Here is a 13765-nt window from a genome sequence, read left to right as displayed (position 1 = left end):
CACCCTGGGTTATGACGCCTTTGGCTTGCCGGCCGAGCAGTACGCCATCCAGACCGGAACCCACCCGCGCACCACCACGATGGCCAACATCGAGAACATGCGCCGCCAGCTGGGCCTGCTGGGCTTGGGTCACGATCCGCGCCGCTCCGTGGCGTCGACGGACCCAGAGTTTTATAAGTGGACTCAGTGGATCTTCCTGCAGATTTACAACTCCTGGTTCGACGAGGAGCAGCAGAAGGCGCGCCCAATCGCTGAGCTGGTAAAGGAGCTCGAGGTAGGCAAGCGCAAGACCAAGGATGGCCGTTACTACTCCGATCTGACTGCAGCCGAACAGGCCGCAGCCCTGGACGAGTTCCGTTTGGTCTACCTGTCTAACTCCACCGTCAACTGGTGCCCTGGCCTGGGTACCGTGCTGGCAAACGAGGAGGTCACGGCAGAGGGTAAGTCCGAACGCGGCAACTTCCCGGTCTTCCGCAAGAACCTGTCTCAGTGGATGATGCGCATTACCGCTTACTCCGATCGTCTGCTGGACGATCTGGAGCTTCTGGATTGGCCGGAGAAGGTCAAGTCCATGCAGCGCAATTGGATTGGTCGCTCCCGCGGCGCCGAGGTGGACTTCACCGCTGAGGGCCACAAGATCACCGTCTTCACCACTCGCCCTGACACCCTGTTCGGCGCTGAGTACGTGGTGCTGGCTCCAGAGCACGAGCTTGTCGACGCCCTGCTCTCCCCCGTCCCGTATGACGACGACGTCGACAGCCGCTGGACCTTTGGCCACGATGATCCGAAGGAGGCCGTGGAGGCCTACCGTGAGTCCATCGCCGCAAAGTCTGACCTGGAGCGCCAAGAGAACAAGGAAAAGACCGGCGTCTTCCTGGGCTCCTATGCTGTTAACCCGGTCAACGGCAAGCAGGTTCCGATCTTTATTGCTGACTATGTTCTGACCGGCTACGGCACCGGCGCCATCATGGCGGTGCCGGCGCACGATACGCGTGACTATGAGTTCGCCACCGAATTTGGCCTGCCAATTACGGAGGTTGTCTCTGGTGGTGACATCAGCAAGGAAGCGTTTACTGAGTCCGGCAAGGCCGTTAACTCCGCTAACGAATCCATCGACCTGAACGGCAAGTCCAAGGAAGAGGCAATCGCGGCCATCATCCCGTGGCTGGAGGAGCAGGGCATCGGCCGCGAAAAGATCCAGTACAAGCTACGCGACTGGCTGTTTGCACGCCAGCGTTACTGGGGCGAGCCCTTCCCCATCGTCTATGACGCTGAAGGCCAGGCTCACCCGCTGCCAGAGTCCATGCTGCCGGTCGAACTGCCGGAGGTAGAAGACTACAAGCCGGTCTCCTTCGACCCAGACGATTCCGATTCCTCCCCGCAGCCGCCGTTGGCCAAGGCCCGTGAATGGGTTGAGGTGGAACTCGACCTCGGCCAGGGCACCCAGACGTATTATCGAGATACCAACGTCATGCCGCAGTGGGCAGGTTCTTCCTGGTACCAGCTGCGCTACATCGACCCGCAGAATTCGGAGGAATTCTGCAGCTTGGAGAACGAGCGTTACTGGACGGGACCTCGTCCTGCGGACTTCGGTCCCGAAGATCCAGGAGGAGTTGACCTCTACGTCGGCGGCGTCGAGCACGCGGTGTTGCACCTGCTCTACGCCCGTTTCTGGCACAAGGTCCTCTTCGACCTCGGCCACGTTTCCTCCAAGGAGCCGTACCGCCGCCTGTTCAACCAGGGCTACATCCAGGCCTATGCCTACACCGATTCCCGTGGCGTTTACGTCCCGGCTGCCGAGGTGGAGGAAAAGGACGGCAAGTTCTACTACAACGGTGAAGAGGTCAACCAGGAGTACGGCAAGATGGGCAAGTCCCTGAAGAATGCCGTGGCTCCGGATGACATCTGCCGCGACTACGGTGCCGATACCCTGCGCGTTTATGAGATGTCCATGGGTCCGCTGGATACCTCCCGCCCGTGGGCAACCAAGGACGTCGTCGGTTCCCAGCGCTTCCTGCAGCGTCTGTGGCGTCTGGCTGTAGACGAGACGACCGGAGAGCTTGCTACTAGCGACGCCGAGCTCACCGAGGATGATCTCAAGGCCCTGCACCGCTCCATCGCCGGTGTGCGTGATGATTACGAGAACCTGCGTCTGAACACCGTGGTGGCTAAGCTCATCGAGTACGTCAACTACCTGACGCGCACCTACGGCAACTCTGCCGAAGGCGCTCCGCGTGCTGCGGTTGAGCCGATTGCGCAGTTGGTCTCCCCGATTGCTCCGCACATCGCGGAGGAGCTGTGGAAGCGCTTCGGCCACACCGAGACCATCACCTACTCCTCCTTCCCCACCTTCGAGGAGAAGTACCTGGTAGATGACGAGATTGAGATTCCAGTCCAGATCAACGGCAAGGTCAAGGCTCGCGTCAACGTGCCTGCCGATGCCGACGAGGACACCGTGGTTTCCGCCGCGCTTGGCGACGCCCGCATCGTCGAGCTGACCGAGGGCAAGAACGTGGTCAAGAAGATCTACGTCCCTGGCCGCATGGTCAACCTGGTGGTTAAGTAAGCGCTAAATCATCACAAACAGAGGGCCTGCGCCACATCAAGGGGCAGGCCCTCTCCCCTATTTGTGCTGCTTGTCGAGGCCACGAGCTGCACGCTCACAGGTGGTCCTTTCCAGTTTCGGGGCCATGCCGCAGGGCATGTTCGCGCCATTGGGTGATATCCCAGCCGATGAAAGGTTTCAAAGGCATAACGAAATACTACGTGCGCTAGTAGACACGGGGGTTTCGCGGTAAATCATAAAGCATGAATCCAAACCAAGAGCTGCTCAGGGACGCTTTGCGCCGGCTCGACATTGCCGAGCAAGCACTTAGCGACGCCCGCGCCAGCCTCCGCGATTTCGAACGTCAGACGGCCGGCGTGCCCGAGGTGCAGCCAATTTCCACCCCACCCCAGCAGGCCCCTGCGCCACCTCCAGTGCAGCAGCAAGCGCAACCGGCGGCGCAGCCCCAGCCGCACGCGGCACCGCCTCCCTACCCGCGGCAGGCCCCGCGGCCGCGTACCCCGCGGGACCGCGAGAAGACGCTCATCAGTGCGGTTGCTATTGGTGGCACCGTCATCACCCTGGCGGGCGTGGCCTTCCTTGTGGGACTTGCCATTCAGGCGGGCCTGCTGGGGCCGGTGGGCCGCGTCGTTCTGGCCTATATCGTTGCTGCTGCGCTGCTCGGCGCGGGCTGGTGGTTCCGCAACAAAGCCGCCCCGGCGGGTGTTACTGCCTTGGTGGCCACTTCCCTATTTGCGGCGCTGGCCACGACGTTCCTGGTGGTCACGTGGCTCGGGTGGTGGCCGGTGTGGCTGGGCGCGGTGCTCATGGCGCTCATTTACGGCGGATTCGTGGGTTATGCCCACCGTTTCCGTCAGGGCTCATTCACACAAGAGTGGATGGCCGCAGGCGCAGGCATCGCCGCACTCTCCTACCCCAGCGCAGTGGCACCCGCGCACGTCGGCGGTGCCATGCTCGTTGTCGTGATCCCGTTGGTTACCGCCGCCTACAGCGTCTTGTGCCGCAGTGAGCGCATGGCCGAGGTGCTGCGCGCTATTGCCGGCGTCGGGCTTGCCGTGGTCGTGGTGGAAGTCGCCGTCCGCAGCACCCCCTTCAGTCTGCCCTCGTTGTGGATCGCCATCGCGTGCAGCCTCCTCGCCATCGCGGCTGTGGCTATAGTGGTCTACTTCCCCACCGCCAAGGCGGAATTTGGCTTCGCGTTCTTGGGGCTGCTCGCCCCGGGATTCCTGCTGGTCACTGCCCTCCTTCGCGCGGACACCATCCTCGCCGAGTGGATGGCCGTTGCTGCCCTGGCTGTCATCGTGGGTATCGCCTGGCTTGGCAACTCCGTCATCAGGGATTGCGCACTTGGTGCTATCCCTGTGGTCTATGCCCTGGTCATGCTGGACACCATGGCGGGCTGGACTGGCACAGCCCCCACAGGGACCATGGCTGTAGTCCTGACGTTTGTCCTAAGCGGGCTCTTCTTCGCAGCATTTGTACTGCTCTTCCACGCGATGGGCAATGCTTTCGTCCTGACCGCCTGGTTCCTGGGTTCGCTCATAGTCCTCTCCCCGCTTCTTGGCGGTGTGCTCTTTGATCCGCCTACCCTCGCTGGCATGGAGCCACTTGCCGAGGGCATCGTCCTCACCGTGGCCCTCATCGCGGGCTACCTGTTGCGCCAGCGTATCCCCCACTACGCGCGCCGCGGAGTCGCAGCCGCACTGCTGCTCTTTGTACTCCTGCTCAGTCTTCTTGCCACGGTAGGCACAATTGCCTCGGCAGCCGCCATCGTGGCGGGAGCCGCGGGCCTCAAGACTGCCTACCTGGCTTCGCACGCTCTGGTTTCTGTGGCGTGGATGGTCCTTGCTGCCCGCCTGCTTCTTGCCGCGGACGAGCGTTTTACCGCCATCGGCGTGCTGCTTGCCATTGTGGCGGTGGCCAAGCTGACCTTCTTCGATCTCGCGGCCACAAGCGGTATCTTCCGCGCGCTCGCATTCCTGCTCAGCGGCATTATCTTGCTGACCATCGCGGTGCGTCGGCGCGGCGTCGACAAGCCGCGCCGCGAACAGGTCTAGGCCTCGTCCCAGAAAGGAGTAGCGCAGACCGCCACGGCGTCGATTGCCGCGTGTGCGGGCGGTTCTTCCTCGAAGACCACCGCAAACCCGGCCACTTGGCCCACCCAGAATTCATTTTCGGTGAGCTCGTGAATATGCTCCTGGACGCCCCGCACCGCGCCAGTCACCCGCACCCGAGGGGTCAGCATGCTGGGCTTGTAATTGCTGTAGAAGCGTTCCGTGTCGGGGGCCTCGAAGTCCTCGATAGCGTGGTGACCTGCGGATTCCACGTGCGTGGCCAAGAGTGCGGGGTACAGCGTGTCCTGCAAAGCCTCGCCACCGGCAGGATTGCCGGCGGGGAGGGAAAAGGGGGCGTCGACAAGCGCGGCGAAGCGCTTACCTGCAGTTTCTACCACCGCGATGAAAGGCGTGGCCCTGTAGATGGTGCCCTGCTGGGCCGGGCCGCGGAAGGTGACCACGGCGGTCTGCTCATCCTCGTAGGTCATCGCAGTGATGCAGATGCCTGAAGGATCGCGGTGATAGAGGACCTCGTCAAACGCGGGGTCCTCATGGGAGCGCGCGACCTCGTGGAGCTCGTCGACGGTTTCCAAAAAGATGTCCATGATGGGCCATCTTAGCTGCGCGCGAGAGCCTCGCCTACGCGCTTGCCAGAATGGATGCAGCCGCCCAGGAACGTGCCCTCGAGCGCGTTCTTGCCATGCATGCCACCACCGCCGAAGCCGGACGCCTCGCCGCAGGCATACAGGCCGGTCAGGACGGATCCGTCGGGATTGAGGCAGGCGCCATCGAGGTTGGTTTCGATGCCGCCCAGCGTTTTGCGGGTGAGCACCTTGAGGCGCACTGCGATGAGTGGGCCCTTGTCGAGCAAGCGATGCGGGGCTGCGCAGCGAATCAACTTGTCGCCCAAGAAACCGCGAGCGATGCGAATGTAGTTGACCTGAGCGTCCTTGGAGAACGGGTTGTCGAGCTGCGCGTCGCGATCCTCAATGATCTTGCGCAGTTGGTCCACATCAATCTTGGGTGAACCCTCTGGACTGATGGAATTCATGCCTTTGACCAGGTCTTCTAGGTTATCTTCGACAACCCAGTCGATGCCGTTGTCCATGAAAGCCTTGATGGCCACATGGGTGCCTGGGCCGAGCTTGCCGGCCAGCTTCTTGAACTCCTTGTCTGTGAGATCGGGGTTCTGCTCGGAGCCGGAGAAGATGAACTCTTTGTCCGCAATCTCCTGGTTGAGCACGAACCAGGAGTAGCCATGTCCGGTGTTGGTGATGTGCGACAGTGCGGCGAGGTTATCCGAACCAGGGAAGAGGTTGGTGGGCAGGCGATTGCCTTCCGCGTCGAGCCACAGGCTGGATGGGCCTGGGATGATGCGGATGCCGTGCTCTGGCCAGATGGAATCCCAGTTGCTCATGCCCTCGGGGTAGGCCCACATGCGGTCCTGGTTGACGAGGTTGGCGCCGGCCTTGCTGGCGATGTCGATTCCGCGGCCGTCGACATGCGCGGGAACACCTCTGACCAGCTCCTCTGGGCATTTACCCCAGCGCTCAGTGGGCCACATGGTGCGCACTTTCTCAAGGTTTCCGCCGATGCCGCCGGTGGCAATCACCACGGCCTGGCCACGGAGCTCAAATTGCTTGACGACGTCCCTTCCGCTCGCCTCACCACGTACCTGGTCGGTGGGCGCCAGGACTGAGCCCTTCACGCCGACGACGCGCCGTGCGCTCCCGTTCCCCTCGGTGATGAGCTCGTCCACGCGGTGGCGGAAGTGGAATTCCACCTTGCCTTCCTTCTCGGCCTTCTCAAGAGGTTCACGGAAGACACGGACTACCTCAGGACCGGTGCCCCAGGTGAGATGGAAGCGGGGGACTGAATTGCCGTGCCCGGAGGCGTCGCCCGAGCCGCGCTCTGCCCAGCCAATGGTGGGCAGCACGTTAAGTCCCAGCTTCTTGAGGTAAGAACGCTTTTCATTTGCGGCGAAGCGAACGTACTCGCGGCCCCACTTACGAGGCCAGTAGTCGTGGGAGTCTTCGGTGGTGACTTCGTCGTAGTCGGCGGAGTTGGCCCAGTCGCGCCAGGCCAGCTCCTCGGAGTCTTTCACGCGCATGAGCTTTTGTTCAGGGGAGCCGACGTAAAACAGGCCGCCAAGTGACCAAAGGCCTGTCCACCTAGGTTATTGCGGTTTTCCTGCTCGAGGAAGATGACGTGCTTGCCGCCTTTGATGGCCTCGTAACCTGCGACCATTCCTGCCAGCCCAGTGCCGACGATAATGACTGAGTTCTCTTTCATACACAAAAGCATACGGCAGGAATGTGACCTGTGACGCAGTCTGCTAAATCGTGGCGGCAATGACGCCTATTCGTATTACTGCTGCGCGTAGATGGTGTCGACCTTCTCCACCAGGGTCAGGACGTCGTAGGACGCAACCAGCTCGTCGTGCTGGTTGTAGAGGGCAGCATCCCAACAGACCTCGCCATAATCGTCGGTCACGCGCGGGGTGATGCGCTTGGCGGTGAGCTCGATGCGGATGGAATCGTCGTAGGTGACGGGGTTGATAAAACGCAGGTTCTCCAAGCCGTAGTTCGCCAGAACGGGACCTGGCGCCGGCTCCACGAAAAGGCCTGCGGCCCAGGAAACCAGGAGGTAGCCGTGGGCTACGCGGCGCGGGAAGAACGGGTTCGCGGTGGCGGCCTCTTCGTCGGTGTGGGCGTAGAAAGTATCGCCGGTTTCATTGGCGAAGGCCGTGATGTCTTCCAAGGTGACCTTGCGCAGATCGGAAGCGAATTGATCGCCGACCTTGAGCGTTGCCAGATCCTTGCGGAAAGGATGTGTGCCGGTGCCTGCCTCCACATCGGCGCGGGTCACGCGGTTAACGGCCGCGCCACGGTGCCACTGGCCGGTAATGGCGGTGAGGTGATCAGGCGTGCCCTGGATTGCGGTGCGCTGCATGAAGTGCTTGATGCCGCGCACGCCGCCGAGCTCCTCGCCGCCGCCCGCGCGGCCGGGGCCGCCGTGGACTAGGTGCGGCAGGGGAGAGCCGTGGCCGGTAGACGTCTTCGCATCATCGCGGTCGAGGAAGTGCAGGCGGCCGTGGTGGGCAGCAATGCCGAGTGCGTACTCGCGTGCCAGCTGCGGGTCATGCGTAATAACGGAGGCAACCAGCGAACCAGAGCCCAGGGCGGCGAGCTCAACGGCCTCGGCGGGGGAGTCGTAGCCCAGGAAGGAGACGACGGGGCCGAAGGCTTCGGTGTCGTGGACCGCTGGGGTGCGGTTATTGGCAAAGCGCAGGATAGTGGGGTTGAAGAACGCGCCCTCGGCCTCCTCGCCGCCGTAGACTACCTCGCCGCCGCCGGCCTTGAGCTTCTCGACGGCCTTCGCGACGTCCTGCTTCTGATCTGCGGAGACCAGCGGGCCCATGGTGGCGGAGGCGTCGCGCGGATCGCCCACGACGACCTTGTCGCGCAGGCGTGCGCTGAGGGCTTCAATGGTGGCGTCGACAAGCGCATGCGGGACGATGGCGCGGCGGATGGCAGTACACTTCTGACCCGCCTTCGAGGTCATCTCGCCGAAGACTGCCTTGACGAAGGCCTCGAACTCCGGGGAGTCCGCGGTGACATCGGTACCCAGAATGGCAGCGTTGAGGGAGTCAGCCTCCGCGCTGAACTGGATACCGCCCTCGATGACGTTGCGGTGTGCGCGCAGAGTATTCGCAGTATCGGCAGAGCCAGTAAAGGCCACGTGGTCGCGGTAGTCCAGGTGATCCAACAGGTCACGGGCGGAGCCGGAGATGAGCTGCAGGCTGCCTTCCGGCAGGATCCCGGAATCAATCATGAGGCGCACGCAGGCTGCGGAGATGTAGCCGGTCGGCGTGGCGGGCTTAACAATCGAGGGCACGCCCGCGATGAAGGCTGGGGCGAACTTCTCCAGCATGCCCCAGACGGGGAAGTTGAAGGCGTTGATCTGCACCGCAACGCCAGGGATGGAGGTGTAGATGTGGCGGCCAATGAAGGAGCCGTCCTTGGAGAAGACCTCTGCCTCGCCGTCCGGCATGACGGTGGAGTTAGGCATCTCGCGGCGGCCCTTCGAGGAGAAGGTGAACATGGTGGAAATACCGCCGTCGATATCGACGAAATTATCGCGCTTGTTGGCGCCGGCCTGGTTGGCCAGTTCGTAGAGTTCCTCGCGGTGATCTTGGAGGTAGATCGCGAGTTCTTTGAGCTTGAGGGCGCGCTCGTGGAAGGTGAGCTTTTGTAGTCCCTCGCGCCCGATGCTACGGGCGTAGTCGATGGCGCCGGCGATGTCGAGGCCTTCGGCGCTTACTAGGGCGACAACGTCCCCAGTTGAGGCATCGTGCACGTCAGCAACGCGCGAGGGATTGTCCGGGGTGAGCCACTGGCCGGAGAGGTAGCTGGGGACGAGGGCTTCAGTCATAGCGAAAAGATTGGCCTTTCCATTAGTTTCCGAACGGTTGGTCAGTAAATACAGGCTAGTATAGTCTGCGTCACATTTCTAGGGTTAAGTAAGGAGTGCAGCATGGCCGCAGAGGTTTGGAAGATTCAGTTGGGTGAGCTGGACAAGAAGATGGGTGTCGAAATCCTGGAAGAGTCGGCTAAACGGGTGGTAGCAACCATGCCGGTGGAGGGCAATACCCAATCCTTCGGTCTGCTCCACGGCGGTGCCATGGCCTGCATCGCCGAGGCCGTCGGCAGCTGGGCGGCGGTGATTCATGCTTCGACGCTGGGCAAGGTCGCCGTGGGCGTGGACATCAATGCGACACACCACGCTTCCGGGCGCTCGGGTCTGGTTACGGCGACGGCCACCGCCATCAAACTGGGCAAGACGCTGTGCTCCCACGAGATCGTCATTACAGATGAGGAGGGGAGGAGGCTGTGCACGGCACGCATCACGAACGCGCTCGTTGACCCTAAGTAGGCGGGGGTAAAGGCGGGTGTAAATAAAGCGTAAAAATCGGGGTAGAGAGGCGTAAAGAAGCCGCAAATAACCGGTAGGTCCCAGGGGGAACGGGCCTAACGTCAGTGCTCGGCAGGTGCACTATGCACCGGCGCTTGGTGCTTTGGGGCACCGGGCACACCTAGTATCGCTTTCACCCAAGGGGGTCTCTCCCACATGTTGGACATTCTGGTCATTGTGATCGTGGTCCTTGCGTTCAGCGGTCCTTCCTCCATCAACGAGTTTATGGACGGAGACGCGTAGAACATGAACACCATCACAGCAGTCATCGGGCTCATCATTGTTGTCGCGCTCGTGGCTTATCTCATCATTTCCCTTATTGACCCGGAGCGTTTCGCATGATCGCTAGCATTGCGGCGGTGGCGCCGCAGTATCTTGCCCTCCTTGCACTTCTAGCGGCGGCCTACGTGCCGCTGGGCAATTGGATGGCCCGCACATATACCTCTGAAAAAGACTGGGCTGTCGAGCGCCTTGTGTACAGAATTTTGCGTATTGACCCTAACCGGGGCCATAACGCCAAGAACTACACTCGTGCGCTGCTGGGCTTCAGCTTGGCCTCCGTCCTCGTCCTTTACGCAGTGCAGCGGCTCCAAGCAGTGTTGCCAAGCTTTGGCAACGCCCGCGAAGACGCAGTGGAGCCGTGGATGGCCTTCAACACCGCGGCTTCTTTCACCTCCAACACCAACTGGCAGTCCTACTCGGGTGAAGATACCCTGACCAACGCCTCCCAGATGTTGGGCCTGACCGTGCAAAACTTCGCCTCAGCCGCAGTGGGCATGTGTGTTGCTGTTGCCTTGATCCGCGGCATCGGCCACTTGGGTTATGACCGCGATACGTTGGCAACCGAGAATGGTCAGCACCTCATCGGCAACTTCTGGGTGGACCTCACCCGCGGCCTCGTCCGCATCCTGCTTCCCCTGTCGCTATTCATCTCCACCGTGCTCGTCCTCGGCGGAACCATGCAAACCTTTGGCTCGAACCTGGTTACGGAGTCCGGTGTAGATATTTCCCGTGCTCCCGTGGCCAGCCAGGAAGCCATTAAGCTCCTGGGTACCAACGGCGGTGGCATCTTCGGTGCCAACTCTGCGCACCCGTTTGAGAACCCGACCGGCTTTACCAACCTGGTGGAGATCTTCTCTCTGCTTGTCATCTCTTTCTGCATGATTCGCACGTATGGTGTGATGCTCAAGTCGCAGAAGCACGCGTGGACGCTGCTCAGCGTGGCTGGTGGTTTGTGGACCGTCATGGTTGTTCTGGTGACTTGGGCACAGCACACCCTTGTCGGCGGTGCGTCTCAGTTGGCAGGCGCCAACATGGAAGGTATCGAACAGCGACTAGGCATTGATGCCTCAGCACTGTTCGCCGTGTCTACCACGGGTACCTCGACTGGTGCGGTGGATTCTATGCACGATAGCTATTCCCCACTGGGCGGTGGTCTGCTCATCCTCAACATGCTGCTGGGTGAAATCGCGCCGGGCGGCGTGGGTACTGGCCTCTATGGCTTGTTGGTTGTGGCTATCCTCGCTGTGTTCATCGGTGGCCTCCTAGTGGGCCGCACACCGGAGTTTATGGGCAACAAGATTGGCCGCAAGGAAATTTCAGCGGTCAGCCTGTACATCCTCACCATGCCGGTTCTGGTTCTTGTGGGTGTCGGCGCTTCCGTGGCGCAGCGCAAGCTCGTGGAAGCTTCAGCGACCAACTTCGGTGCGCCGGGAACGGCTGATAATGCCCACAGCCTGTCGGAAGTTCTTTACGCCTTTACCTCGGCGGCGAATAACAACGGTTCTGCCTTTGCTGGACTGACGGTGACTGAGCCCTGGTGGCAGATCACGTTGGGCTTGGCCATGCTGTTGGGTCGCTTCCTGCCGATCGTCTTCGCCCTATACCTGGCCGGAAGCCTGGCAGGGCAGAAGCGCCAGGCCACCACCGCAGGCAGCTTGCCCACGTCCGGCGTCACCTTCTCCCTGTTGACCATCGGCGTCATCCTGCTGGTCGCAGCACTCACCTTCTTCCCCGTCCTCACCCTGGGTCCCATTTCGGAGGCACTATCATGACAACCCACACCATCACCGCTGAGCCGGATAAGACTCCTCATAGCAACGCACCGGAGAAGAACAGCGGCCTCGCGGCTGCGGCGCTGAAAACGCTGCCGAGCAAAATGTCCCCGCTCGCCCAAGCACGCAACCCCGTGATGTTCGTCGTGTGGGTCGGCGCCGCACTGACCACTGTGTGGTCCATCCTCAACCCCAGCTTTTACGGATGGGTTGTGACGGTATGGCTGTGGTTCACCATTGCCTTTGCCGCCTTCGCCGAGGCTTATGCCGAAGGCCGTGGCAAGGCCCAGGCAGACAGTCTGCGCTCTGTGCGCGATGATGCCACCGCCAATCTCATTACTGACTCTGGCATTGAAGTGGTCCCCGCGTCCGGGCTGACCAAGGGTGCCATCGTGCGTGTGGAAGCAGGGGAGACCATCCCGGGTGACGGTGACGTCATCGAAGGTGCTGCCACCGTAGATGAATCGGCTATTACTGGTGAGTCGGCCCCTGTGGTCCGCGAGGCCGGCGGTGACCGCTGTGCCGTGACCGGCGGCACCGTGGTGCTCTCTGATTCCATCAAGGTCAAAATCACATCCGAACCGGGCTCCACCTTCGTTGACACCATGATCGCCTTGGTGGAGGGCGCGGAACGCCGCAAGACTCCGAACGAGATTGCGCTGAGCATCCTGCTCTCCACGCTGACCATCCTCTTCCTCGTCGCCGTCGCTGCGCTTGCCCCGATGGGTCTATTCACCGGCGCGGAGCTTTCGCCACTATCCCTTATCGCTCTGTTGGTCTGCCTAATCCCTACCACCATTGCCGCCCTACTTTCGGCAGTCGGTATCGCCGGAATGAACCGCCTCGTTCGCCACAACGTTCTGGCCACCTCCGGCCGTGCGGTGGAGGCAGCTGGTGACGTCGCCACGCTCCTCATGGACAAGACAGGCACCATCACTTACGGAAACCGCCAGGCCACCGGCCTGATTGTGGCTTCGGGCGTTGACGAGCGCGAGGCTGCAGCGATTGCTCGCATTTCCTCCCTAGCGGATGAAACCCCAGAAGGTCGCTCCATCGTGGCCTGGCTGACTGAAAACTACTCCCTGTCCAGCGAAGGAGATACAGAAGCGCGGAGTGCGGAGGTCGTTCCATTCAGCGCGTCGACGAGGATGTCCGGTCTCGACCTGGCTCACCGCAAGCTGCGCAAAGGCGCTGGCGATGCCGTACGCAAGTGGGTGACTGAAGCAGGTGGCACCTGGCCGCAAGAGATCGAGGATTCCGTAACCCAGATTGCACAAGACGGTGGCACCCCGCTGCCTGTCGCTGTGGAAGAATCCGATGGCAGCCGCACGGTTATTGCGGTGGTGCAACTGAGTGACGTCGTCAAGCCCGGCATGGCCGAGCGCTTCGCTGAACTGCGTCAGATGGGTATCAAGACCATCATGGTGACCGGTGACAACCCGCTGACCGCAGCAGCCATTGCCAAGGAAGCCGGCGTCGATGATTACATCGCCGAAGCTACTCCAGAGGACAAGCTCGCCCGCATCCGTGAGGAGCAAGCACAAGGCCGAATGGTGGCCATGACGGGTGACGGTACTAACGACGCCCCGGCGCTGGCCCAGGCGGACGTGGGCGTGGCCATGAACACTGGTACCTCCGCGGCGAAGGAAGCTGCCAACATGGTGGACTTGGATTCTGACCCGACAAAGCTCATCGATGTCGTCCGAATTGGCAAGCAGCTGCTTATCACCCGCGGCGCGTTGACTACCTTCTCCTTGGCCAATGACCTGGCGAAGTACTTTGCCATCCTGCCGGCGCTTTTCTCTACGCAGTTGCCGCACTTGGAGCGCCTCAACGTTATGCACCTACATTCCCCTGAGTCCGCCATTGTGTCCGCAGTTGTCTTCAACGCGCTCATCATCGTCGCGCTCATCCCATTGGCGCTCAAGGGTGTGTCCTACAAGCCGGCCCCCGCGTCCTCACTGTTGCGTCGAAACCTCGGCATCTGGGGTCTCGGCGGTGTTATTACCCCCTTCATCGGCATCTGGGTTATCGACCATGTCGTCTCCCTCCTTCCAGGCCTATAAAGAAAACCTGCAAAGAAAAAGGAAGCAATAATGCGTGTTTATCTGCGTAAT

General features: G+C 61.5%; 8 protein-coding genes and 1 pseudogene. 6 read left to right on the top strand and 3 right to left on the bottom strand.

Annotated features, from left to right (window positions below; translation table 11 throughout):
* A partial coding sequence (leuS, locus tag HMPREF2935_RS10130) for a leucine--tRNA ligase (protein WP_070733066.1) occupies positions 1-2566 on the top strand: 2566 nt, incomplete at its 5' end.
* Between the two features lie 242 nt (positions 2567-2808).
* Positions 2809-4623: a DUF2339 domain-containing protein gene (locus tag HMPREF2935_RS10125; protein ID WP_070733065.1), complete on the top strand. Its 1815-nt coding sequence runs from the start codon at positions 2809-2811 to the stop codon at positions 4621-4623.
* Here HMPREF2935_RS10125 and HMPREF2935_RS10120 read toward each other — a convergent pair.
* The 3 genes and pseudogenes from HMPREF2935_RS10120 to paaZ form a co-directional block, all read right to left on the bottom strand.
* On the bottom strand, positions 4620-5225 hold the full coding sequence (locus HMPREF2935_RS10120; RefSeq protein WP_070733063.1) for a hypothetical protein: 606 nt from the start codon (positions 5223-5225) through the stop codon (positions 4620-4622). The genes HMPREF2935_RS10125 and HMPREF2935_RS10120 overlap by 4 nt on opposite strands.
* 11 nt (positions 5226-5236) lie before the next feature.
* Positions 5237-6924 (bottom strand): annotated as a pseudogene (locus HMPREF2935_RS10115) (FAD-binding dehydrogenase).
* Positions 6925-6987: 63 nt separating this feature from the next.
* Positions 6988-9054 carry a phenylacetic acid degradation bifunctional protein PaaZ gene (gene paaZ, locus HMPREF2935_RS10110; protein WP_070733060.1) on the bottom strand — a complete coding sequence of 689 codons (2067 nt, stop codon included), beginning with the start codon at positions 9052-9054 and terminating at the stop codon, positions 6988-6990.
* A 102-nt stretch (positions 9055-9156) separates the two neighbouring features.
* Here paaZ and HMPREF2935_RS10105 point away from each other — a divergent pair, with 102 nt between their 5' ends.
* The 4 genes from HMPREF2935_RS10105 to kdpB all read left to right on the top strand — a co-directional run bounded on the left by HMPREF2935_RS10105 (position 9157) and on the right by kdpB (position 13714).
* A complete protein-coding gene (locus tag HMPREF2935_RS10105) occupies positions 9157-9555 on the top strand; it encodes a PaaI family thioesterase (protein WP_049146687.1) in 399 nt (132 codons plus the stop codon).
* Between the two features lie 285 nt (positions 9556-9840).
* Positions 9841-9936 carry a K(+)-transporting ATPase subunit F gene (gene kdpF, locus HMPREF2935_RS10100; RefSeq protein ID WP_039672809.1) on the top strand — a complete coding sequence of 32 codons (96 nt, stop codon included), beginning with the start codon at positions 9841-9843 and terminating at the stop codon, positions 9934-9936.
* On the top strand, positions 9936-11648 hold the full coding sequence (gene kdpA, locus HMPREF2935_RS10095) for a potassium-transporting ATPase subunit KdpA (protein ID WP_370450468.1): 1713 nt from the start codon (positions 9936-9938) through the stop codon (positions 11646-11648). Before kdpF ends, kdpA begins: the two co-directional genes overlap by 1 nt.
* The gene (gene kdpB / locus HMPREF2935_RS10090) at positions 11645-13714 is read left to right on the top strand and encodes a potassium-transporting ATPase subunit KdpB (protein ID WP_070733058.1); all 2070 of its coding nucleotides are present in this window, start codon (positions 11645-11647) and stop codon (positions 13712-13714) included. The genes kdpA and kdpB overlap by 4 nt, the downstream gene beginning before the upstream one ends.
* Positions 13715-13765: the final 51 nt, after the last annotated feature.

The organism is Corynebacterium sp. HMSC076D02, from assembly GCF_001813815.1.
Taxonomy (GTDB): domain Bacteria; phylum Actinomycetota; class Actinomycetes; order Mycobacteriales; family Mycobacteriaceae; genus Corynebacterium; species Corynebacterium simulans.
Note: the sequence above shows the minus strand (reverse complement) of the source record. Positions and strands in the feature narration are given on the sequence as shown.

What these genes read in the sequence shown, in the direction of transcription:
- kdpF (WP_039672809.1), top strand. Translation starts at nt 9,841, where the DNA reads ATGAACACCATCACAGCAGTCATCGGGCTCATCATTGTTGTCGCGCTC.
- HMPREF2935_RS10120 (WP_070733063.1), bottom strand. Translation starts at nt 5,225, where the DNA reads ATGGACATCTTTTTGGAAACCGTCGACGAGCTCCACGAGGTCGCGCGC.
- HMPREF2935_RS10125 (WP_070733065.1), top strand. Translation starts at nt 2,809, where the DNA reads ATGAATCCAAACCAAGAGCTGCTCAGGGACGCTTTGCGCCGGCTCGAC.
- HMPREF2935_RS10105 (WP_049146687.1), top strand. Translation starts at nt 9,157, where the DNA reads ATGGCCGCAGAGGTTTGGAAGATTCAGTTGGGTGAGCTGGACAAGAAG.
- kdpB (WP_070733058.1), top strand. Translation starts at nt 11,645, where the DNA reads ATGACAACCCACACCATCACCGCTGAGCCGGATAAGACTCCTCATAGC.
- paaZ (WP_070733060.1), bottom strand. Translation starts at nt 9,054, where the DNA reads ATGACTGAAGCCCTCGTCCCCAGCTACCTCTCCGGCCAGTGGCTCACC.